The sequence below is a fragment of the gamma proteobacterium symbiont of Lampromicra miyakona genome (assembly GCF_059730895.1).
Genome location: NZ_AP035932.1, coordinates 1,950,608 through 1,970,892, shown reverse-complemented (window position 1 = coordinate 1,970,892; position 20,285 = coordinate 1,950,608). Strand labels below are relative to the sequence as shown.

The window sequence follows — 20,285 nt, the reverse complement described above, 5'->3', positions numbered from 1 at the left end:
ACCATAAGGATTACAGCTATGGGTTTTCTTTCCGGTAAGCGCATTCTGATTACTGGCGTTGCCAGTAAACTTTCCATCGCCTACGGTATTGCGCAGGCGATGCACAAACAGGGCGCAGAACTGGCTTTCACCTACCAGAACGACAAACTGAAAGGTCGCGTGGAAGAGTTCGCTAAAGAACTGGGTTCAGACATTGTTCTGCCATGCGATGTGGCAGAAGACGAGAGCATCACTGCCCTGTTCACTGAACTGGCAAAAACCTGGCCGAAATTTGACGGCTTTGTTCACTCCATCGGCTTCGCCCCGGGCGACCAGCTGGATGGCGACTACGTGAACGCCGTTACCCGTGAAGGCTTCAAAATCGCGCACGACATCAGCGCCTACAGCTTTGTGGCGATGGCCAAAGAGTGCCGCGCGATGCTGAACCCGAACGCAGCACTGCTGACCCTCTCTTACCTGGGTGCAGAGCGCGCTATCCCGAACTACAACGTGATGGGTTTGGCGAAAGCGTCGCTGGAAGCCAACGTGCGTTACATGGCGAACGCGATGGGTCCGGAAGGCGTGCGTGTTAACGCCGTGTCTGCCGGTCCAATCCGTACCCTGGCTGCATCAGGCATCAAAGATTTCCGTAAGATGCTGGCACACTGCGAAGCGGTTACCCCGATTCGCCGTACCGTCACCATCGAAGACGTAGGTAACTCTGCGGCCTTCCTGTGTTCAGACCTGGCGGGTGGTATCACCGGTGAAGTGGTGCACGTGGATGGCGGCTTCAGCATTGCCGCGATGAACGAGCTGGAACTGAAATAAGTTCTGCGGGCGAGCCAGGTGCTCGCCCTTTTTCTTTTCTCTCCCCGCCTTATAGCCACACGCTATTAATTATTCCCCATCATTCTTTTGCCGTGGACAGCCGTTCAGCGACGATAAGCTAGCCCTTGAGTGGCGATGCGCTTTTCAGATTTGCCCGTTGTGCACTCAGTCCGTTTTTTGCGAAAGGAATGACCATGGAACACCGCCGTTCTCCCGGCCATGACCACTGGTTTTATGAAAGCCAGACTCGCCCGCATACGTCCGCTGCTGCTCCCCTGGTTCCCGAAGCCGCTCATATTGATGACCGTTTTCTGCTCGGCCTGCAGCAGGAAGCCAACGCTCTGCAGCCGCTGCTGCAGCGCTTCCAGCCAGTGCTACAGGCGGCACGCGACCTGAGCCATACCCTGCTGCCTGATGCGGTCAGCACCTCGCTGACCCACACGCTAACGCTGTACGATCGTCTCAGCACCGCACTCACGGTGGCACAGGTGGCTGGCGTGCAGCGGCTGTGCAATCACTACTCGGCGCGGCTTAATCCGCTGCCGGGACCGGATTCTTCGCGCGAAAGCAATAATCGCCTGACGCAAATCACGCAGTATGCGCGCCAACTGGCGATGCAGCCTGAGCTGATTACCGCCAGCAGCATCAGCGCGCTGGATGCGGTAGGCCTGACTGAACCCGATATCGTTACGCTCAACCAGCTAGTAGGCTACGTCAGCTATCAGGCGCGCGTGGTCGCCGCGCTTCAGGCGATGATGGGCCTGCCGGTGCGCTGGATCCCTGGCGTCACGCCACCCGCCGACGCCGATGCGGCGCTGTTCAGTCAGGCTGCTGCCTGGCAGCACGCCATCAAGCCGGTTGAGCTGCGCTATGCCAGCGCTGACCAGCTGGCGGCGGTGACCTTTTGTCAGGGTATGGCCGGACTCGACGACGCTGTCTGGCTGCTGGTGCACGATGCCCAGGCGCTGTATGGCTGGGCGACGCTGCGTCAGCGGCTTGAGGCTTATGCTGGGGAAGAAGAACAACTGGCGCAGGCAGTCAGCGCGCGCGTGCTGGGCTGCCGACGCCAGTTCGCGCAGCTGGCGAACGGCTGGCGCGCGCGTTTGCTGCACGATGTGGATCAGGCCAGCGATGACAGCCTGACGCAGCAGGTAATCGCGCTGAGCGCCCAGCTTACCCGGCTGCCGGAGCGCTTCAGTGCCGCACATCTGCAGCCGCTGTTAAACGCGGGCTGGGGCAGCGAGCGCCTGTTCACGCTGATGCAGGCGGTGGCATTTGCCAGCTGGCAGGATCGACTGCTGATGGCGCTGGGCGAAGCGCGCTAATCTGCCAGGTGGCGGCGTGCTTCGTCAAAGAAGTGCTGCGACAGCGGCGACGCCCTGCCCGGCTCAGCAATCACCAGCGCCGCCTGACGTCCCATCGGCGCGATATCAATTGGCCGGCGCGCCAGATGGTGCAGCATTTCCGGTAGCAGATGGCCGCAGGGCGACACCATGACGCCCAGACCAACCTGCGCACTCTGAATCAGCTGCATCACCGAGGCGCTTTCCACAATCACCCGCGGCAGCACGCCGGTTTCACGCAGATGTCCGTCGAGGTAACGCCGGAAATAGCGTGTCGGCTCGGCCAGGCACAGCGGCTGGCTCGCCAGCGTGTACAGCGATAGCCGCTCATGCTGCAGCAGCGCCGGGAAGTGATCGGGATGGAAAATCGCTTCGACACCGCGATCGTTGAGCAGCGCGGTCTGGAAATGCAGTTCCCGCAGTGACGTCAGCTCAAAAAAGCCGATACCGCCGTCCACGGTGTGGCTGTTAAGCGCTTCCAGCAGTTGATCGGCGCTCATGGCGGAAACGCGATAGTCGAGCTGCGGATAGCGCGCTTCCACCGCTTTCAGTAACGCCGGCAGCGCCACGCTGCACTGCGGCATCACGCCCAGCCGCAGCGTGCCGTTGACGCCGTGTTTGAGCGACTCCACTTCCAGCTTCAGTCCCTGATACACCGAAACAATTTCGCGCGCCCACGTCAGCACGCGTTCCCCTTCCGGCGTGAAGCCGTCAAAGTTGTTGCTGCGATTGATCAGCGACAGCCCAAGCTCACGCTCAAGGTTTTTAAGCCGCATCGAGAGCGTGGGCTGGCTGACGAAGCTGGCCTCCGCCGCGCGGCCAAAATGGCGCTCGCGCTCCAAATTGCACAAATAAATCAATTGCTTGATGTCGATTTTCTTATCCACCGTCGAATTTTTATCGCGTTATGGTAGCAAAACTCGTCGCGCCCCAACGCGCACTCAGCGAAGAAATTTCTGCGTTGTCAGGCGGATTGCTCAGGCGGATAGCGGGTGATGTATACGCGGAGACGCGGCGGGTCGCCACCGGCCGCGCCCCACATAATTAACGGTACCGCCCGGCATCAGGCGACGCCGAGCGCACTTTTCACCTCATTGGCGATTTTCTCGACCTGCGGCCCGTAAATCACCTGCACATCGTGCTCACTGACGCGGTTGACGCCGTTGGCACCGGTCGACAGCAGCGTTTGATCCACCACTTCTTTCATCTCTTTGACCCGCACGCGCAGGCGAGTGAAGCAGCAATCGACGTCCTCTATATTGGCCTCTCCGCCCAGCCCGCTGATGATCACGCGGGTGCGTTCATCCGCCGCCACCTGCTGCGGTTTGGCTTCCTCTTCGGATTCGCGTCCCGGCGTTTCCACCTGCATCCGGGTAATCACCAGGCGAAAGCCCCAGTAATAAACCGGCGCATAAATGGCGCCCAGTACCAGCGTCCACCACCAGTGGGTTTTGCTGCCGCCGAGAATGCCAAACACCAGCAGATCAATCGCGCCGCCCTGCACGTTACCGATCATCAGGTGCAGCATCGACATCAGCATAAACGACAGGCCGGTCAGCAGCGCGTGCATCACGTACAACACCGGCGAGACGAAGATGAAGCAGAACTCCAGCGGTTCAGTGATGCCGGTGGTAAATGAGGTCAGCGCGCCGGCCAGCACCAGCGCTTTGACCCGCTGCTTATGTTCAGGTTTGGCGGTGTGATAGATGGCCAGCGCGGCGGCGGGCAGACCGAACATCATCACCGGGATTTTGCCCTGGGCGAGAAACTGCGTGGCGGTGCGCACGGTGTCGTCCGGAATCGCGCCGGGATGGGTCAGCGAAGTGTTAAAAATATTCAGCGCGCCGACGATGGTCTGGCCGTCCACCGTCGCCATGCCGCCAATCGGCGTAAAGCGCACGGTTTCATTGAGGATGTGATGCAGACCGGTCGGAATCAGCAGGCGCTCGCAGGCACCGAGCAAAAAGGCACCGTACTGACCGCTTTTACCGATCATCTGGCCGACCCACGCAATGCCCTGGCCGATGGTTGGCCAGATTAGCGCCAGCAGCACGCCCGTCAGCGGCAGCACCACCACCGTCACGATGGGCACAAAGCGACGCCCGCCAAAAAAGCTGATCGCCGTGGGCAACTGCTGGGTATAGAAGCGGTTGTGCAGCATCACAGTGAGCAGGCCGGCAATCACCCCGCCCAGCACGCTCATGTTGTAGGTAAAAATGCCGAGCATGTCGATGTACTCGGCTGACGTCATCATGGCGCTGGTCTGGTCCATGCCCGCCTGCTGCAGCGCCTCGGGCGTGGTGGTGGCTGCCGTCAGCCCCTTCGCCGCCAGCGTGGCGCTGATCCCCACATTCATGGCGATATAGCCAATCACTGCCGCAAACGCGGCGGTGGGTTTCTCAGCTTTGGCCAGCCCAATTGCGCTGGCGACGGCAAAAAATACCGGCAGGTTGGCAAACAGCGCGCCCGCCACTTTACGAATAAAACCGATGATCAGCTGCGGCACCTGCAAACTGGCAAATGCTTCACCGGTGATCGCCGAATTCTGCAACGCGGCGGCCAGACCGAGAAAAATACCGGCGGCAGCAATGACGGAGATCGGCATCATTAAGGCTTTGCCGAATGCGTGAACCTGACTGGCAAGTTGCTTCATGGAGCGCGCCCTTTTGCTAACGGAAAGAGCAATTATTAGCCACTATTTGGCCGCACACTTACCCGCCGGCGCGCGACAGCCGATAATTTATGATGCCGATCACGCTTTTATCCCTGGCGCGCGATAAACGTTAACTATCGCACCATTAAGTCAATCAATTAGACAACTTTTGCCGTCAGTCGCACACTTCTCACCAACAGAAGTCATATTCTGATAACAATTCATAAACAATAAGCCTGCGACTATCATGAAATTTAAACGTAAGATTCAGCCCTATCGCGCCGCTGCGGGCGGCTGGGGCTCGCTGGAAGCCACCACCCGTTTTGTCCTTGACAGTAAAGCCGCCCTGAAAAACATGCGTAACCTGATGCGCATGAACAAAGCGCGCGGCTTTGACTGCCCGGGCTGTGCCTGGGGCGATGATAACAAAAGCACCTTCAGCTTCTGCGAAAACGGCGCGAAAGCCGTGACCTGGGAAGCGACACGCCGCGTCGTTGAGCCAGAATTTTTTGCCCGCCACAGCGTCAGCACCCTGTATCAGCAGAGCGACTATTTCCTCGAGTATCAGGGCCGCCTGACCCACCCGATGCGCTACAACAGCGCGACCGATCACTATGAACCGATTAGCTGGGATGACGCCTTTGCGCTGATCGCGCAGCATTTGCAGGCAATGGATCATCCGGATCAGCTGGAGCTGTACACCTCCGGTCGCGCCAGCAATGAAGCCTCGTGGCTGTACCAGCTGTTTGGTCGCGTGCTGGGCACCAACAATTTCCCTGACTGCTCCAACATGTGCCATGAAGCCAGCGGCACCGGACTGAAACGCAGCATTGGCGTCGGTAAAGGCACCATTCGCCTGGACGATTTCGACCATGCTGATGCGATTTTTGTCTTTGGCCAGAACCCCGGCACCAACCATCCGCGCATGCTGCACAGCCTGCGTCACGCCGCCGATCACGGCGCCAGAATCGTCACCTTTAATACCCTGCGTGAGCGCGGCCTGGAACGTTTTGCCGATCCGCAGAAGCCGCTGGAAGTGGTGACGTCGATGGCCGGCAACATCAGTTCTGCCTATTATCAGCCCAACCTCGGCGGCGATATGGCGGCGGTGCGCGGCATGGTTAAAGCGCTACTGGAAGAGCAGCGTAAACGGCTGGCCGCCGGTGAAAAAGGCATATTCGATCAGACCTTTATTGACGCCAACACCCAGGGCGTTGAGCAGTATCTGGCGGCCGTCGACGAGACCCGCTGGGAGCAGATTGTGCAGCAGTCGGGCCTGAGCGAAGCGCAGATTCGCGAAGCCGCCGCCATTTACCAGAGCGCCGAACGGGTGATCATCACCTGGGCGATGGGCATTACTCAGCACAAACACTCGGTCGATACGGTACGGGAAATCGTTAACCTGCAGCTGCTGTTTGGCCAGCTCGGCAAACAAGGCGCGGGCCTGTGTCCGGTGCGCGGCCACAGTAACGTGCAGGGCAACCGCACCATGGGCATCGACGAGAAACCGTCGAAAGCGTTCCTCGATGCACTGGGCGCACATTTTGCTTTTGAACCGCCGCGCGAACACGGTCATAACACGGTTGAAGCGCTCAACGCCATGCTGCGTGATGAAGTCAAAGTGCTGATTGCGCTGGGCGGTAACCTCGCCGCGGCGGCGCCGGACTCACCGGTTACCGAAGAAGCGCTGCAGCATTGTGGTCTGACGGTACACATCAGCACCAAGCTGAACCGCAGCCATCTGGTACCGGGCCACGAAGGCCTGATTCTGCCGACGCTGGGCCGTACCGAGCGCGATCGCCAGGCCAGCGGCAACCAGTTCATCACCGTAGAAGATTCGTTTAGCATGGTGCATGCCTCAGAAGGTGTCGGCATTCCGCTGGCGGAAACGCAGCGTTCGGAAACAGCCATTGTGGCCGGTATCGCGCACGCCACGCTGGGCAGTGACCACATCGACTGGCTCGGCATGGCCGCTGACTATAACGTCATTCGCGATCACATTGCGGCGACCATCCCCGGCTTCGCTGATTTTAACCGTCAGTGTGATATTCCCGGCGGCTTTTACCTCGGTAACGCTGCCGCGGAACTGCGTTTCAATACGCCATCGCGTCAGGCAGAATTCAGCGCGGCGGCACTGCCGACCTCGCTGTTCCCGCAGCTGGGCAATGACGTTGAAGTGCCATTCACGTTGCAGACGCTGCGCTCGCATGACCAGTACAACACCACCATTTACGGCCTGGATGACCGCTATCGCGGCGTGTACGGTCAGCGTGAAGTGGTGTTTATCCACCCGGACGACATGGTGTCCCTCGGTTTCAGCGAAGGGCAGCTGGTTGACATTGAAACCCTGTGGAATGACGGTCTGACGCGTCGCGTCAGCGGCTTTAAGCTGGTGCCGTATAATATTCCGCGCGGTAACCTCGCCGCCTACTATCCGGAGACCAATCCGCTGGTACCGCTCTCCAGCTACGGTGACGGCAGCGGTACGCCCACCTCCAAATCGGTACCGGTGAAGCTGGCGCTGACCGCCGCCGCGCCCACCCAGCGTATCGCCTGAGTTCTGTGCGTTACCAGAAAGTAAAAAGCCGCGTAAAGCGGCTTTTTCGCCTGTTTTAGCCTTGCCGCGCGGACCTGATTCGCGTAAAACTGTCCACCGCTCTTAGGCCACGAAACTAAATATATTATGTTCCAGGATAACCCGCTGCTCGCGCAGCTGAAAGAGAAGCTTCACGCGCAGACCCCGCGCGCCGAAGGTGTTGTGAAAGGCACGGAAAAAGGCTTTGGCTTCCTCGAAGTTGACGCTCAGAAAAGCTACTTCATTCCCCCTCCGCAGATGAAGAAAGTGATGCACGGCGACCGCATTTCCGCCGTGATCCACACTGATAAAGACCGCGAGAGCGCGGAGCCGGAAACCCTGATTGAGCCGTTCCTGACGCGCTTTGTCGGCCGCGTGCAGAAAAAAGATGACCGCCTGTCTATCGTGCCGGATCATCCGCTGCTGAAAGACGCGATTCAGTGCCGTGCGGTGCGTGGCCTGACCCACGATTTCCAGAACGGTGACTGGGCCGTGGCAGAGATGCGCCGTCATCCGCTGAAAGGCGATCGCGGTTTCTATGCCGAACTGACCGAATTTGTTGTCACCGCGGACGATCACCTCGCGCCGTGGTGGGTCACGCTGTCGCGCCACAATCTGGAGCGCGAAGCACCGGAAGTGGGCTTTGGCGAGATGCTGGACGAACAGCTGCAGCGTGAAGATCTCACCGCGCTGAACTTTGTCACCATCGACAGCGCCACCACCGAAGATATGGACGATGCGCTGTATGTTGAAGAGCTGGCAGAAGGCAAGCTGGCGCTGACCATCGCCATTGCCGACCCGACCGCTTACGTTGCCGCCGGCAGCGAACTCGACCAGCTGGCCGCCAGACGCGCCTTCACCAACTATCTGCCGGGCTTTAACATCCCGATGCTGCCGCGCGAACTGTCAGATGATGTCTGCTCGCTGCGCCCTAACGTCAGGCGTCCGGCGCTGGTGTGTCGCGTTACTGTGCTGCCGGATGGCAGCCTGGCTGACGATGCCCACTTCTTTGCCGCGTGGATCGAATCCAAAGCCAAGCTGGTGTACGGCGAAGTGTCGGACTGGCTGGAGAACAGCGGCAGCTGGCAGCCGGAAAATGACACCATCGCGCAGCAGATTCGCCTGCTGCATCGCCTGTGCCTGGCGCGCGGCGAGTGGCGTCAGACGCACGCGCTGGTGTTCAAAGATCGCCCTGACTACCGCTTCGTGCTGGGTGAGAAAGGCGAAGTGCTGGATATTATTGCGGAACCGCGCCGCATCGCTAACCGCATCGTGGAAGAAGCGATGATCCTCGCCAACGTCTGCGCCGCTAAAGTGCTGCAGGAGAAGCTTGGCTTCGGTATCTACAACCTGCACACCGGTTTCGACCAGGCGAACGCGGAACAGGCGGCTGGCGTACTGGCTGGTCACGGTATCACGGTTGATCCGCAGGCCATTACCACGCTGGAAGGCTTCCGTCAGCTGCGTCGTCAGCTTGATGCGCAGCCAACCCAGTATCTCGACAGCCGCATTCGTCGTTTCCAGAGTTTCGCCGAAATCAGCACCGAACCGGGCCCGCACTTTGGTCTCGGCCTCGACGCCTACGCGACCTGGACGTCTCCGATTCGTAAATTCGGCGATATGATCAACCATCGTCTGCTGAAGGCTATCGTGCGCGGCGAAAGCATTGCGCGGCCACAGGATGACGTGACCCTGATCATGAGTGAGCGTCGCCGTCTCAACCGCATGGCCGAGCGTGATGTCGGTGACTGGCTGTACGCGCGCTTCCTCGCGCCGTTTGCCGGCACTGACCGTAAATTCAGCGCGGAGATCATCGACGTTTCGCGCGGCGGCATGCGCGTGCGCCTGCTGGAGAACGGTGCGGTCGCCTTTATCCCTGCCCCGTTCATTCACGCCGTGCGTGACGAACTGGTGTGCTCGCAGGAGAGCGGCACCGTGCAGATCAAAGGTGAAGTGGCCTACCGCGTGACCGATGTGATTGATGTAACCATCGCCGAAGTGCGCATGGAAACACGCAGCGTGGTGGCCCGTCCGGCCGCCTGAGCATGAAATCGTGCGGGATAACAGCCGTTATCCCGCATTTTTCCCCGCCCGCCTGAACAGTTGTTAAATTTGTTTCCCGCTTCACACTTCTGATCCGATTCCCTGTCGTTAACAATTCATTACATTACTTTTAACTTGTTGTATTCCGATCGCCTTTTTCCCGGTCCCTACAAGGAGTTAACTCATGAACAACGTCAGAACCGGATTAATCTGGTTAGCGGTGGCGTTAATTGGTGCGGCTGCGTTCGCCATGCTGGCGCTCAGTCGCGGCGAGCACGTTAATGCCGTCTGGCTGGTGATCGCCTCCGTCGCCTGCTATAGCATCGCGTATCGCTTCTACAGCCTGTTTATCGCCAGGCGCATTTTTGAGCTGGACGACCGGCGCCGCACGCCGGCAGAGCGCTTCAATGACGGGCTGGACTATGTTCCTACCAACAAATGGGTGCTATTTGGCCACCACTTTGCCGCCATCGCCGGTGCCGGTCCGCTGGTCGGGCCGATCCTGGCGGCGCAGATGGGTTTTCTGCCTGGCACCATCTGGATTCTGGTCGGCGTGATGCTGGCCGGCGCGGTGCAGGATTTTCTGGTGCTGTTTATCTCCACGCGCCGCGACGGTCGTTCGCTGGGTGAGATGGCGCGCCAGGAACTGGGCTCGTTCGCCGGCGTAGTCACCATGCTCGGTGCGCTCGGTGTGATGATCATTATTCTCTCCGCGCTGGCGCTGGTGGTGGTGAAAGCGCTGGCTAACAGTCCGTGGGGGCTGTTTACCATCGCCGCCACCATTCCGATTGCCCTGTTCATGGGCGTGTATATGCGCTTTCTGCGTCCGGGTAAAATCGCCGAAGTGTCGATCATCGGCTTTGTGCTGATGATGGCGGCGATCATTTACGGCGGTGACGTGGCGGCCGATCCGTACTGGGGACCGATTTTTACCCTGAAAGGCACCGAGCTGACGTGGGTGCTGGTGATCTATGGTTTTGTTGCCTCGTCGCTGCCGGTGTGGCTGCTGCTGGCGCCGCGTGATTACCTCTCCACCTTCCTGAAAATCGGCGTGATCATCGGGCTGGCGGTGGGCATTCTGTTCGCCATGCCGGAATTGAAGATGCCGGCGGTGACGCGCTTTATCGACGGCACGGGGCCGGTGTTCTCCGGCGCGCTGTTCCCGTTCCTGTTTATCACCATTGCCTGCGGCGCGATCTCCGGCTTCCACGCGCTGGTGTCGAGCGGTACGACGCCAAAACTGGTAGAGCGCGAAAGCCATATTCGCTTCATCGGCTATGGCGCCATGCTGATGGAGTCCTTTGTGGCAATCATGGCGCTGATTTGTGCCTCGGTGCTCGATCCGGGCGTCTACTTTGCCATGAACTCACCGGCGGCGCTGATTGGCACCACGGTGGAGAACGCGTCTCAGGTAATTAACGGCTGGGGCTTTGTGGTGACGCCGGAGATGCTGAGCGGTATTGCCGGCGAAGTGGGCGAAAGCACCATTCTCTCCCGCGCCGGTGGCGCACCGACGTTTGCCGTCGGGATGGCGCATATCATCACCGAGGTGTTTAACAGCCGCGCAATGATGGCGTTCTGGTATCACTTCGCTATTCTGTTTGAGGCGCTGTTTATCCTCACCGCCGTTGATGCCGGTACCCGCGCCTGCCGTTTTATGGTGCAGGATCTGGTCGGGACCGTGGTGCCTTCGCTGGCTAACAACCGCTCGTGGCTCGGGAACATGGCCGGTACCACCGTGGCAGTGGCCGGCTGGGGGTTCTTCGTGTATCAGGGCGTGGTCGATCCGCTCGGCGGCATCAACACCCTGTGGCCGCTGTTCGGCATCGGTAACCAGATGCTGGCGTCGATGGCGCTGATCCTCGGTACCGTGGTGCTGTTCAAAATGAAAAAGCAGCGTTACGCCTGGGTGACGATTGTGCCCACCGCCTGGCTGTTTATCACCTCAATGACCGCCGGCTGGCAGAAAATTTTCCATGAAAAACCGTCAATTGGTTTCCTCGCGCAGGCCAGTAAGTTCCGTAAAGGTCTCGATGAGGGCGTGATTATCGCACCGGCGAAAACCGTGGCCGACATGCAAACCATCGTGTTCAGCAACCAGATCAACGCGGCGCTGTGCGGCTTTTTCATGCTGGTCGCGGTGACCATGCTGATTGCGGCGTTCTTCGTGATCCGGCGCGCGCTGCGCAGTGCAGTGCCGACCACCCATGAGTCGGACGTGTCACTGCGTCAGGAGGTGCGAAATGTCTGAGGCCATTTTACGCTGGAAAAAGCCGCACGCGGGCTGGCAAATTCAGCAGTGCTTACCGCTCGCTGCCCGCGCCCCTGCCGCGCCGCGCTCACGCTGGCAGCGTCTGTGGCAGGGATTACAGCAGAGCTTCCGGTTAATGGTGGGCGTGCACGACTATCAAACTTATCTGAAGCATATGCGCGAAAAACATCCGGAACAGCCCCCCATGGATGAGCGCGCCTTCCATCGTTACTGCCTGGAGGCGCGTTTTCCCAGCCAGGCGGGCAAACTCGGCAAGTGCCCGTGCTAACCTTTCAGCCCCGGAATCCGGGGCTTTTTCGTGCCATTCTTTAATAAAAACAAAAATATATTCAGTTTGCATCTTGTGCTGGCGCAGGAGGTTGAATACTGTTGCTAAAATAATGAGATACCCCTGCTGCGCATTCCTCCGGAGGAAGTTTCCATGACCGATGAACAAGGGCAAACGTTGCTATATACCTTGTTTGGCACAACCAGCCCTCATTGGCGTTTAACTTCAGATAGCGATGCGCTGCATTTTGCCGAAGATGAAAATGCCAATACCAATATGGCGGTGCCCCTGACGCCGGCTCAGGCCAGTCTGCTGCGTGCCATGACGGTAATTACCTCCAGCATCAACCTGACCCTTTCACTGCACGGCTCGCCGGTGCCGATGCACTTTGTCGGCCGTAAAGTGAATCAGTCCACCTGGGCTGGCACTGCGTCCGCCTGGGGCGATACCTCGTCGGTGGCGCGCGATTTAACCCTTGGCCTCTCCTTCGCCGAACAGGTGGTGTCAGAAGCGAATTCGGTAATCGTCATCCTTGATCAGCGCGGCAACATTCAGCGTTTTAACCGTCTGAGCGAAGAGTACACCGGCCTGAAAGAGCAGGAAGTGATTGGCCGTAATGTGTTTCAGCTGTTTATGACCAAACAGGAAGCGCAGGCGTCGCGCCGCAATATCGCCGGCTTCTTTCGCGACGGCAACTCCTACGAAGTGGAGCGCTGGGTTAAAACCCGAAAAGGTCAGCGACTGTTTCTGTTTCGTAATAAGTTCGTCCACAGCGGTAGCGGGAAAAATGAAATTTTCCTCATCTGTTCCGGAACCGACATCACCGAAGAGCGTCGGGCGCAGGAGCGCTTACGCGTTATGGCCAATACCGACACGGTGACCGGCCTGCCGAATCGCAACGCTATCCATCAGCAAATTAGCCTGGCACTGGAGCTGGCTAACGGCAGCCAGACCGGCGTGGTTTACCTCGATCTCGACAATTTCAAGAAGGTAAACGATGCCTACGGCCATATGTTTGGCGACCAGCTGCTGCAGGCGGTGTCGCTGGCGATCCTCAGCTGTCTCGGCAAGGACCAGACGCTGGCGCGCCTCGGCGGTGATGAATTTGTGGTGCTGGCTGAGCACACCAGTCAGGCGGCGCTGGAGGCGATGGCCTCACGCATTCTGGAGCGGCTGCGTCAGCCGTTCCGTATCGGGCTGATCGAAGTCTACAGCGGCTGCTCGATTGGTATCGCCCTCGCCCCGCTGCATGGTGAAGATCGCGAAAGTCTGATTCGTAACGCCGATACCGCGATGTACCACGCTAAAGAGAACGGGCGCGGCAAATTCTGCGTGTTCGCCAGCGAGATGAACCAGCGCGTATTTGAATATCTGTGGCTGGATACCAATCTGCGCAAAGCGCTGGAGCAGGATCATCTGGTGGTGCACTATCAGCCGAAGATCGATCGCGACGGTGAAGTGCGCAGTGCCGAGGCGCTGGTGCGCTGGAATTCACCTGAACGCGGCCTGGTGCCGCCTGGCGATTTCATCTCTTACGCGGAAGAGTCCGGACTGATTGTGCCGCTCGGGCGCTGGGTGATGCTGAACGTGCTGCAGCAAATCGTTAAATGGCGCAGCGAAGGCATTTACCTGCGTGTCGCAGTGAACGTTTCCGCCAAGCAGCTGATCGACCAGAGCATCTACAGTGACCTGAAACAGGCGCTGAGCGAAGCGGGCATCAGTGAGTGCCCGATAGACATCGAGCTGACGGAAAGCTGCCTGATCGAGAACGAGGCCGGTGCGCTGAAGCTGATGAAACAGTTTCAGGAGTTAGGCGCACAGGTGCATCTGGATGATTTCGGCACGGGCTACTCCTCGCTCTCCCAGCTGGCGCGCGTGCCGATCGATGCGATTAAGCTGGATCAAAGTTTTGTGCGCAATATCAACAAGCAACCGGTATCGCAGTCGCTGGTGCGCGCGATCGTTGCCGTGGCGAAAGCCCTGGATTTACAGGTCATTGCCGAAGGCATCGAAACCAAAGCCGAAGAGAAGTTTGTGCTGACCAACGGTGTCGATGGGCGTCAGGGTTATTATTATGCGAAACCAATGCCCGCAGAGCAGCTCGGGCATTGGCTGGCTAAGCATCCTGCCCGCGTTTAACGTCTTAGCGTACTGCTAACCGGCTTTGCGCAGTGATGCGCTGTGACGATTTTGCAGCTGTACCAGACGTTCCATGTAGGCAATATCTTTCGGTTCCAGCGTGAAAGCATAGTCGACCCAATCCTCAGTGATATCCATCAGTTCTGCCCGTGACAGCTGCAGCACGCGCTGTCGCGCTTTCAGCATGGCACGGACTCCATTCAGTTTTGGCCGCAGCGTATCGATGAAGGTACGCGTGGTGCGGTAGCTGTCACCAGGCTGGAACACTTTGTCGACCAGACCACGGGTTTCATACCACTCTGCGCTGTGCGACTCCCCTTCACAGATCAGCTCTTCGGCCAGCTTCATCCCGGAGCGGCGTGCCACCAGTGAGTAGCCGCCCATGCCGGGGAACAGGTTGAAGGCAATTTCCGGGAAGCCCATACGTGCACTGTTCTGCGCCAGAATGAAGTGGTGCGCCAGCGCTGCTTCAAAACCGCCGCCTAAGGCACTGCCCTCAATCATCGCCAGCGTCACTGCGCCGGTGTCAAACCCGCGGGCCGCCGAATGGATGCAGTCAACACAGGCGCGGGCGTAGGCGCGCAGTGCTTCACGGCGGTTGTTGCGAATGCATTCGACAAAGAAACGCAAATCACCCCCGGCGTTAAACATCTGCGGCACCAGCGATCCGGTCACCCAGAAATCAATTGGCAGACCGGAACGCTGGGCGGCGTAGCTCAGGTTCATGATCTCCTCAATTAATTCGTGGTTGAAACTGGGGCGCGGCTGAGCGCGCAGCATCATCCACATGGTGTGTCGGCCTTCCTCATAATAGGCGGCGAGCTGTGTGGTTTGGCCGACTTCGGTAAAAAGGCGGCAGGTTGGTTGGTTAATTACTGTCATCGTCTCATCCTCTATTTATGTGATGCGTTAAACGCCACATCAGCGTAATGCAGAGTGAGGCCAGACCAAATGAGAGTTTGATTTATAACGTAAAATCCAGAGAGATCCCCGAGCCACTGCCTGAGGAAAGATTAGCGGGCTTACTTAATGACGGCGCAACAGCCGGCAAGCGCATAAAAACGCTTAACGCATGGTGAATAAACGACAGCATCCACAGTCCCCGTCTCGTCCGGGCACGCAATCCCCTTAAATAAAAAAGGCACCCGCCGGTGCCTTGAGAAAACATCACGCGCTCAGCCTTGCCCGTACCAGGCGTTCTTCCCATGCTTGCGCAGATAGTGCAGGTCAAGCAGGGTCTGGGCGATAGGCGGCAGCTCCGCGCGCAGCTGCTCAGTGTGCAGCGCCATATAGGCCACCTCTTCCAGCACCACCGCACTGTGCACCGCGCTATGTGCGTCTTTACCCCAGGCAAACGGCCCGTGGGAGTTCACCAGCGCAGCAGGAATCGCGCCGGGCTCGATGCCGCGCTGCGCAAAGGTTTCAATGATGACCTGGCCGGTGTGCCATTCATATTCCTGCTCAATCTCTGCCCGTTGCATCGCGCGGGTGCAGGGAATGGTGCCATAGAAATCGTCAGCGTGCGTGGTGCCCCACGCCGGGATGTCCCTGCCCGCCTGCGCCCAGATGGTGGCGTGGCGCGAATGGGTGTGCACGATGCCGCCAATCTCCTGCCACGCCAGATACAGTGCGCGGTGTGTCGCGGTATCCGAGGATGGCCGCAACTGGCCCTCCACGACATTGCCGCTTTCCAGTTCGACCACCACCATGTCGTCGCGCTGCATCTGCTCATATTTAACGCCCGAGGGTTTGATCACCAGCAGCCCGCGCTCGCGGTCTACCGCGCTGACATTGCCCCACGTAAAGGTCACCAGGTTGTAACGCGGCAGGTCGAGATTGGCCTCCAGAACCTGCTGTTTCAGCGCTTCCAGCATTGTGTTTTCTCCGCCATACAGTCATCAGTGAATTGTGCGGAGCCGCCGGTAAAAACGTTATGGAGGGAATGGCTGGATTAGCAGCGGAAAGTGGCTAAAGCGGGCAAAGTGTGGGGTTTGATACGGGATCCGGATGCGGACACCACGTCGGGATTTCAGAGTTTTCTTTCTGCATACACATCCGCTTACGCCTAGAATTATCTCAAGCCTGCGGCGGTACCAAAATGGTCTTTGCAAGCAGCGTGAACAACGCGCGCTAAGGGCTGCGCGTCAGCGTGCAGGCTGAAGGAAAAGCACCGCCTGAGTGCATCGGGCGAACAACTTCAGGGCGTAACATCTATACTTAACGAGTTGCCTCTGAGCAAACCATCAAGGAGATGTCCATGACTACAACAATGAAACGCGTGACGGTTGCCGTGCTGGCAACGACGTTAGTGGTGGCCCTAAGTGGCTGTTCCAACTGGTCAAAACGTGACCGCAACACGGCGATTGGCGCCGGTGCCGGTGCTATTGGTGGATCGGTGCTCACCAACGGTAGTGCGCTGGGTACCGTCGGTGGCGCTGCGGTGGGCGGCATTATAGGCCATCAGGTTGATTAATAATAATATTGTAGCAGGCTACGCAGCGCATCTACGTCACATCGGGCCACCTTGCGTGGCCCGCTTTCATTAACCGCCCGCCAGTTTAACCTTCATGCCTTTGGCTTCCAGCAGCGTTTTAAGCAAATCGCGCTTATCGCCCTGAATCTCAATCACGCCCTCTTTCAGCGCCCCGCCGCAGCCGCACTTCTTCTTAAGCTCGGCCGCCAGCTTTGCCAGCGCGTCATCATCGAGATCAATGCCGGTGATCAGGCACACGCCTTTGCCTTTCCGCCCGCTGGTCTGGCGCTGAATGCGCACGATGCCATCGCCTTTCGGTCGCTGTGGTTTCTCTTCACTTTGTGTAATACGGCCGGTTTCGGTGGAGTAAACCAGCGGATTGTCCTGAGCCATTAGCCCTCCTGTAAACTGTGCAGGATTTGCTGCAGCGTCTGCGCCGGATCGGCAGATTGGGTGATCGGTCGCCCAATCACCATGTAATCCACGCCGGCCTGTTGTGCCTGCTGCGGCGTCATGATGCGACGCTGATCGCCGGCATCGCTGCCCGCCGGACGAATACCCGGCGTGACCAGCGCGAAATCCTGCCCGATAACCTGTTTAAAGTGCGCGGCTTCCTGCGCCGAGCACACCACACCATCAAGGCCACATTCGCGCGTCAGTCGCGCCAGACGCTCAGCCTGCTGCGCCGGCGATAGGGTGATGCCAAGACCTTTGAGATCGTCTTCGTCCATGCTGGTCAGCACCGTTACCGCAATCAGCAAGGGCGCATCACTGCCAAACGGCAGCAGCGCTTCGCGCGCCGCATTCATCATCCGCGCCCCGCCGCTGGCATGCACGTTGACCATCCACACCCCGAGATCTGCTGCCGCCGCGACCGCATGTGCCGTCGTGTTCGGGATGTCATGAAATTTGAGATCGAGGAATACCTCGAAACCGCGCGCCTGCAACGTCTTCACCAGCGACGGTCCAAACAGGGTAAACATCTCTTTACCCACTTTCAGACGGCACTGGCCCGGATCGATACGGTCAACGAACTGCAGTGCGCTATTGAGATCATGATAGTCGAGTGCCACCAGAATCGGTGAGTGAGTAACAGGCATAACGTTTCCTCAGAGGCTGGCACCCGCAGGCGCGATGGACAAACGGCAAGCATTCTACCCGTGCAACCCGGCCACGACAACGTTACGACGGCTATTGCCTTTCTGATTGACGAGCCGGTGCACAGTGCTGATAGTGCGATGATAAGGTCACTATTTGTATGTTGTAACTACTATGCGTTATGAATAATCACCGAACGCGGCCAGCTTACTGGCCGTCGAGTCCGCGAATCGGTTTAACGGAAGACCAGGCACGGCACGATGGGCAGTGCCAGTAAAGCGCATGCGCGGTGAAGCCGCACTTCTGGCAGCGGTAGCGCGGTTTAGTACGAATCTGTTCGCCAACCATGTCGCGCAGCACCATCAGACTCTCTTTGGCGCGGCCATCTTCTGCCTCGTGCAGGTGGAAATCCATCAGACGATGGAACACGCGCATGGTGGGATGACGCTGCAGCTGACGGTTAATGTAGAGCTGTGCCGCTTCCGGCCCCTGCTGCTGCTCCAGAATGTCTGCCAGATAAAGTTCCGCCGCGGCACCGGAGTTCTCTTCAACGCAGCGTTGCAGGAACTGCGCCCAGCTGTCAGACTGCTCCAGCCGCTGATAGCAGGTTTCCAGCATCGGCAGCGTTTCACTCACCAGTTCTTTGTCCTGTTCAAGCACGCGCTGCAGCCGCTGCGCCGCTTTCGCGTATTCGCCCTGCTCCATCAGGATACGTCCCATCATGATGGAAACGCGCGCGCTTTGATGGTCGGCCGCTTCACCCTTTTTCAACAGGCTCATGGCACGATCGAGGTCGTCACTGCTCAGCGCCTGCAGCGCCAGCTCGCAGTAGAAATGGGCGATTTCGCCCTTTTGCTTATCCTTGCCGAGTTTTACCAGCCGCTCCGCCACCTCGATGGCTTTCTGCCAGTCGCTGGTCGCCTGATGAATCAGCAGCAGCTGCTGCAGCGCGCTGATGCGAAAATCAGTTTCATCGATCAGCTGACTGAACATGTCTTCGGCGCGATCGTACAAGCCGGCGGCCATGTAGTCGCGTCCCAGCTGCTGAATGGCCAGCAAACGCTGATCGTAAGTAAGCGACGCGCTTTCCATTAACGACTGGTGGATGCGGATGGCACGGTCGACTTCGCCGCGCGAACGGAACAGGTTACCGAGCGTCAGGTGGGCTTCAACGGTACCGCTGTCCTCTTTCAACATATCGAGGAACAGATCGACCGCTTTATCCTGCTGATTAGAAAGGAGAAAATTGACCCCTGCCACGTATTCGCGTGACAGACGGTTAGCTTCCTGTTGCTTATCCTGTTGCGCGCTGCGGCGGCCCATATACCAGCCGTACGCCGCCGCGACAGGAAGAAGCAGAAACAGCAATTCAAGCATCGAACATTAATCCCGACGCACTGCAGTGGAGGTGCTATTTACCGCAGCAGATTGTTCATTTTGCGCCTGCATACGTTTCAGTTTGCGCTGTGCATGCGCCAGCGAAACACGAATGCGCAGCCAGAACAGGCCACAGATCGCCCAGCCCAGCAAAAATCCGGCACCAAACAGGCAGGCCAGCAAGGTTGAAATGCGGAATTCGCCCTGCGCCAGCAGATAGTTGAAGGTGACAATCTGGTCATTATGCGCTCCGAGCGTGACGGAGATGATGAAAATGACCAAAACCACGAGAAAAATCAGCAAATATTTCACAATGCGTCCTGTCGTGAGGTTATCCGGTAGAGTATGCCAAAAAAGTGCCGCCGTTGCTGCTTATCCGCGCAGCAGTTAGTGCCCTTTCTGCAAGTACAATCAATCATATGGGGGCAAAGGGAGAAATTACAATCCGTCATCGCGCCCGGCAATCTCACGCTGCTCTTCCGGCGGCACGCTGAGCGGGCCACAAAAGCGCTGCGCCAGCCAGGTTGCCAGCGTCACCAGCAGCCACGAGATTAGCGTCGCGACCACCAGATCGCGCGGCCAGTGCATGCCCAGTACCAGCCGGCTGCCCATGACCAGCGTAGCCCAGACAAACAGCACCACCACTGTGACAACGTGCCGGCGCGGCCATAACAGGCCAATCACCAGCAGCGCCCAGCTGGCGGCAAACATGGTATGGCCAGACGGAAAAGCAAAGCCCGTCTCAAACGCCCAGTGATTTTTTAACCAGGCGGGCAGCTTTGTGTCATTGGCGAGCAAGGCGGACACCATTTCGCCGCGCTGCTGCCGTTTCAGCTGATAAAACTGCTGTTCGTTGACGCCGTGGCTGTGCTCAAGCCAGATCACATACGGCCGCGGCTCCTGCACCTGCTCTTTAATAAAGGTTTTGGTCGACTGACCAGCAAGAATCGCGCCGTTCATGATAATCAACAACAGAATGGCCGGCCGGAGGCGAAAGCGCAGGCACCACAATACCCAGCCGCTCAGAATCAGGCTGGTCAGCGTGCCCCACGGACTGGTGACGGTTTCGGTGATCCAGAACAGCACGCGCAACAGATGCCCGCTCTCCCCCGGTTGCCACTGCCAGCCGGAAAGCCATACGCCCAGCGGCATCAGCAGTAATAAAAACGCGCCCAGCGTGGTGCGTTGCACAATTTTTAACATTTCGTCCCTTTATTGTTTCACGACCTGACAGGCG

General features: G+C 58.5%; 17 protein-coding genes. 8 read left to right on the top strand and 9 right to left on the bottom strand.

The window, feature by feature from the left end; translation table 11 throughout:
• The first annotated feature begins 18 nt into the window (after positions 1 to 18).
• The gene (gene fabI / locus AC6I8P_RS09125; RefSeq protein ID WP_021505963.1) at positions 19 to 807 is read left to right on the top strand and encodes an enoyl-ACP reductase FabI; all 789 of its coding nucleotides are present in this window, start codon (positions 19 to 21) and stop codon (positions 805 to 807) included.
• A gap of 194 nt (positions 808 to 1,001) precedes the next feature.
• On the top strand, positions 1,002 to 2,132 hold the full coding sequence (locus AC6I8P_RS09120) for a CMD domain-containing protein (RefSeq protein ID WP_498027716.1): 1,131 nt from the start codon (positions 1,002 to 1,004) through the stop codon (positions 2,130 to 2,132).
• Here the strand turns inward: AC6I8P_RS09120 and AC6I8P_RS09115 are convergent.
• Both AC6I8P_RS09115 and AC6I8P_RS09110 read right to left on the bottom strand, forming a co-directional pair.
• The gene (locus AC6I8P_RS09115; protein ID WP_481658070.1) at positions 2,129 to 3,025 is read right to left on the bottom strand and encodes a LysR family transcriptional regulator; all 897 of its coding nucleotides are present in this window, start codon (positions 3,023 to 3,025) and stop codon (positions 2,129 to 2,131) included. The two genes, AC6I8P_RS09120 and AC6I8P_RS09115, sit on opposite strands and share 4 nt — an antisense overlap.
• A gap of 188 nt (positions 3,026 to 3,213) precedes the next feature.
• A complete protein-coding gene (locus AC6I8P_RS09110; RefSeq protein ID WP_481657612.1) occupies positions 3,214 to 4,803 on the bottom strand; it encodes a PTS transporter subunit EIIC in 1,590 nt (529 codons plus the stop codon).
• A gap of 247 nt (positions 4,804 to 5,050) precedes the next feature.
• Here AC6I8P_RS09110 and AC6I8P_RS09105 point away from each other — a divergent pair, with 247 nt between their 5' ends.
• From AC6I8P_RS09105 to pdeR, 5 genes are all read left to right on the top strand, one after another.
• Positions 5,051 to 7,360, top strand: coding sequence for an FdhF/YdeP family oxidoreductase (locus AC6I8P_RS09105; RefSeq protein ID WP_498027715.1), 2,310 nt, complete (start codon positions 5,051 to 5,053; stop codon positions 7,358 to 7,360).
• A gap of 126 nt (positions 7,361 to 7,486) precedes the next feature.
• On the top strand, positions 7,487 to 9,421 hold the full coding sequence (locus tag AC6I8P_RS09100) for an exoribonuclease II (protein ID WP_498031130.1): 1,935 nt from the start codon (positions 7,487 to 7,489) through the stop codon (positions 9,419 to 9,421).
• Positions 9,422 to 9,605: 184 nt separating this feature from the next.
• Positions 9,606 to 11,672: a carbon starvation CstA family protein gene (locus tag AC6I8P_RS09095; protein WP_021505957.1), complete on the top strand. Its 2,067-nt coding sequence runs from the start codon at positions 9,606 to 9,608 to the stop codon at positions 11,670 to 11,672.
• On the top strand, positions 11,665 to 11,961 hold the full coding sequence (locus tag AC6I8P_RS09090) for a YbdD/YjiX family protein (protein ID WP_088517171.1): 297 nt from the start codon (positions 11,665 to 11,667) through the stop codon (positions 11,959 to 11,961). The genes AC6I8P_RS09095 and AC6I8P_RS09090 overlap by 8 nt, the downstream gene beginning before the upstream one ends.
• Before the next feature lie 153 nt (positions 11,962 to 12,114).
• Positions 12,115 to 14,100: a cyclic di-GMP phosphodiesterase gene (gene pdeR / locus AC6I8P_RS09085; protein ID WP_058758614.1), complete on the top strand. Its 1,986-nt coding sequence runs from the start codon at positions 12,115 to 12,117 to the stop codon at positions 14,098 to 14,100.
• 15 nt (positions 14,101 to 14,115) lie between these two features.
• Here the strand turns inward: pdeR and AC6I8P_RS09080 are convergent, their stop codons facing one another.
• Both AC6I8P_RS09080 and araD read right to left on the bottom strand, forming a co-directional pair.
• The gene (locus AC6I8P_RS09080) at positions 14,116 to 14,982 is read right to left on the bottom strand and encodes a crotonase/enoyl-CoA hydratase family protein (RefSeq protein ID WP_021505954.1); all 867 of its coding nucleotides are present in this window, start codon (positions 14,980 to 14,982) and stop codon (positions 14,116 to 14,118) included.
• Between the two features lie 293 nt (positions 14,983 to 15,275).
• A complete protein-coding gene (gene araD, locus AC6I8P_RS09075) occupies positions 15,276 to 15,974 on the bottom strand; it encodes an L-ribulose-5-phosphate 4-epimerase (protein ID WP_498031129.1) in 699 nt (232 codons plus the stop codon).
• A 383-nt stretch (positions 15,975 to 16,357) separates the two neighbouring features.
• Here araD and osmB point away from each other — a divergent pair, with 383 nt between their 5' ends.
• Positions 16,358 to 16,573, top strand: coding sequence for an osmotically-inducible lipoprotein OsmB (gene osmB / locus AC6I8P_RS09070; protein ID WP_031279061.1), 216 nt, complete (start codon positions 16,358 to 16,360; stop codon positions 16,571 to 16,573).
• 69 nt (positions 16,574 to 16,642) lie between these two features.
• Here the strand turns inward: osmB and yciH are convergent, their stop codons facing one another.
• From yciH to pgpB, 5 genes are all read right to left on the bottom strand, one after another.
• Positions 16,643 to 16,966, bottom strand: coding sequence for a stress response translation initiation inhibitor YciH (gene yciH / locus AC6I8P_RS09065; protein WP_238560859.1), 324 nt, complete (start codon positions 16,964 to 16,966; stop codon positions 16,643 to 16,645).
• Complete coding sequence (pyrF, locus tag AC6I8P_RS09060; protein ID WP_238560858.1) at positions 16,966 to 17,673, bottom strand: orotidine-5'-phosphate decarboxylase; 708 nt, start codon at positions 17,671 to 17,673, stop codon at positions 16,966 to 16,968. The genes yciH and pyrF overlap by 1 nt, the downstream gene beginning before the upstream one ends.
• Positions 17,674 to 17,878: 205 nt before the next feature.
• On the bottom strand, positions 17,879 to 19,048 hold the full coding sequence (gene lapB / locus AC6I8P_RS09055) for a lipopolysaccharide assembly protein LapB (protein ID WP_481657609.1): 1,170 nt from the start codon (positions 19,046 to 19,048) through the stop codon (positions 17,879 to 17,881).
• 6 nt (positions 19,049 to 19,054) lie between these two features.
• Complete coding sequence (locus tag AC6I8P_RS09050; RefSeq protein WP_058771279.1) at positions 19,055 to 19,360, bottom strand: LapA family protein; 306 nt, start codon at positions 19,358 to 19,360, stop codon at positions 19,055 to 19,057.
• 126 nt (positions 19,361 to 19,486) lie between these two features.
• The gene (pgpB, locus tag AC6I8P_RS09045) at positions 19,487 to 20,251 is read right to left on the bottom strand and encodes a phosphatidylglycerophosphatase B (protein ID WP_150360543.1); all 765 of its coding nucleotides are present in this window, start codon (positions 20,249 to 20,251) and stop codon (positions 19,487 to 19,489) included.
• Between the last annotated feature and the right edge of the window lie 34 nt (positions 20,252 to 20,285).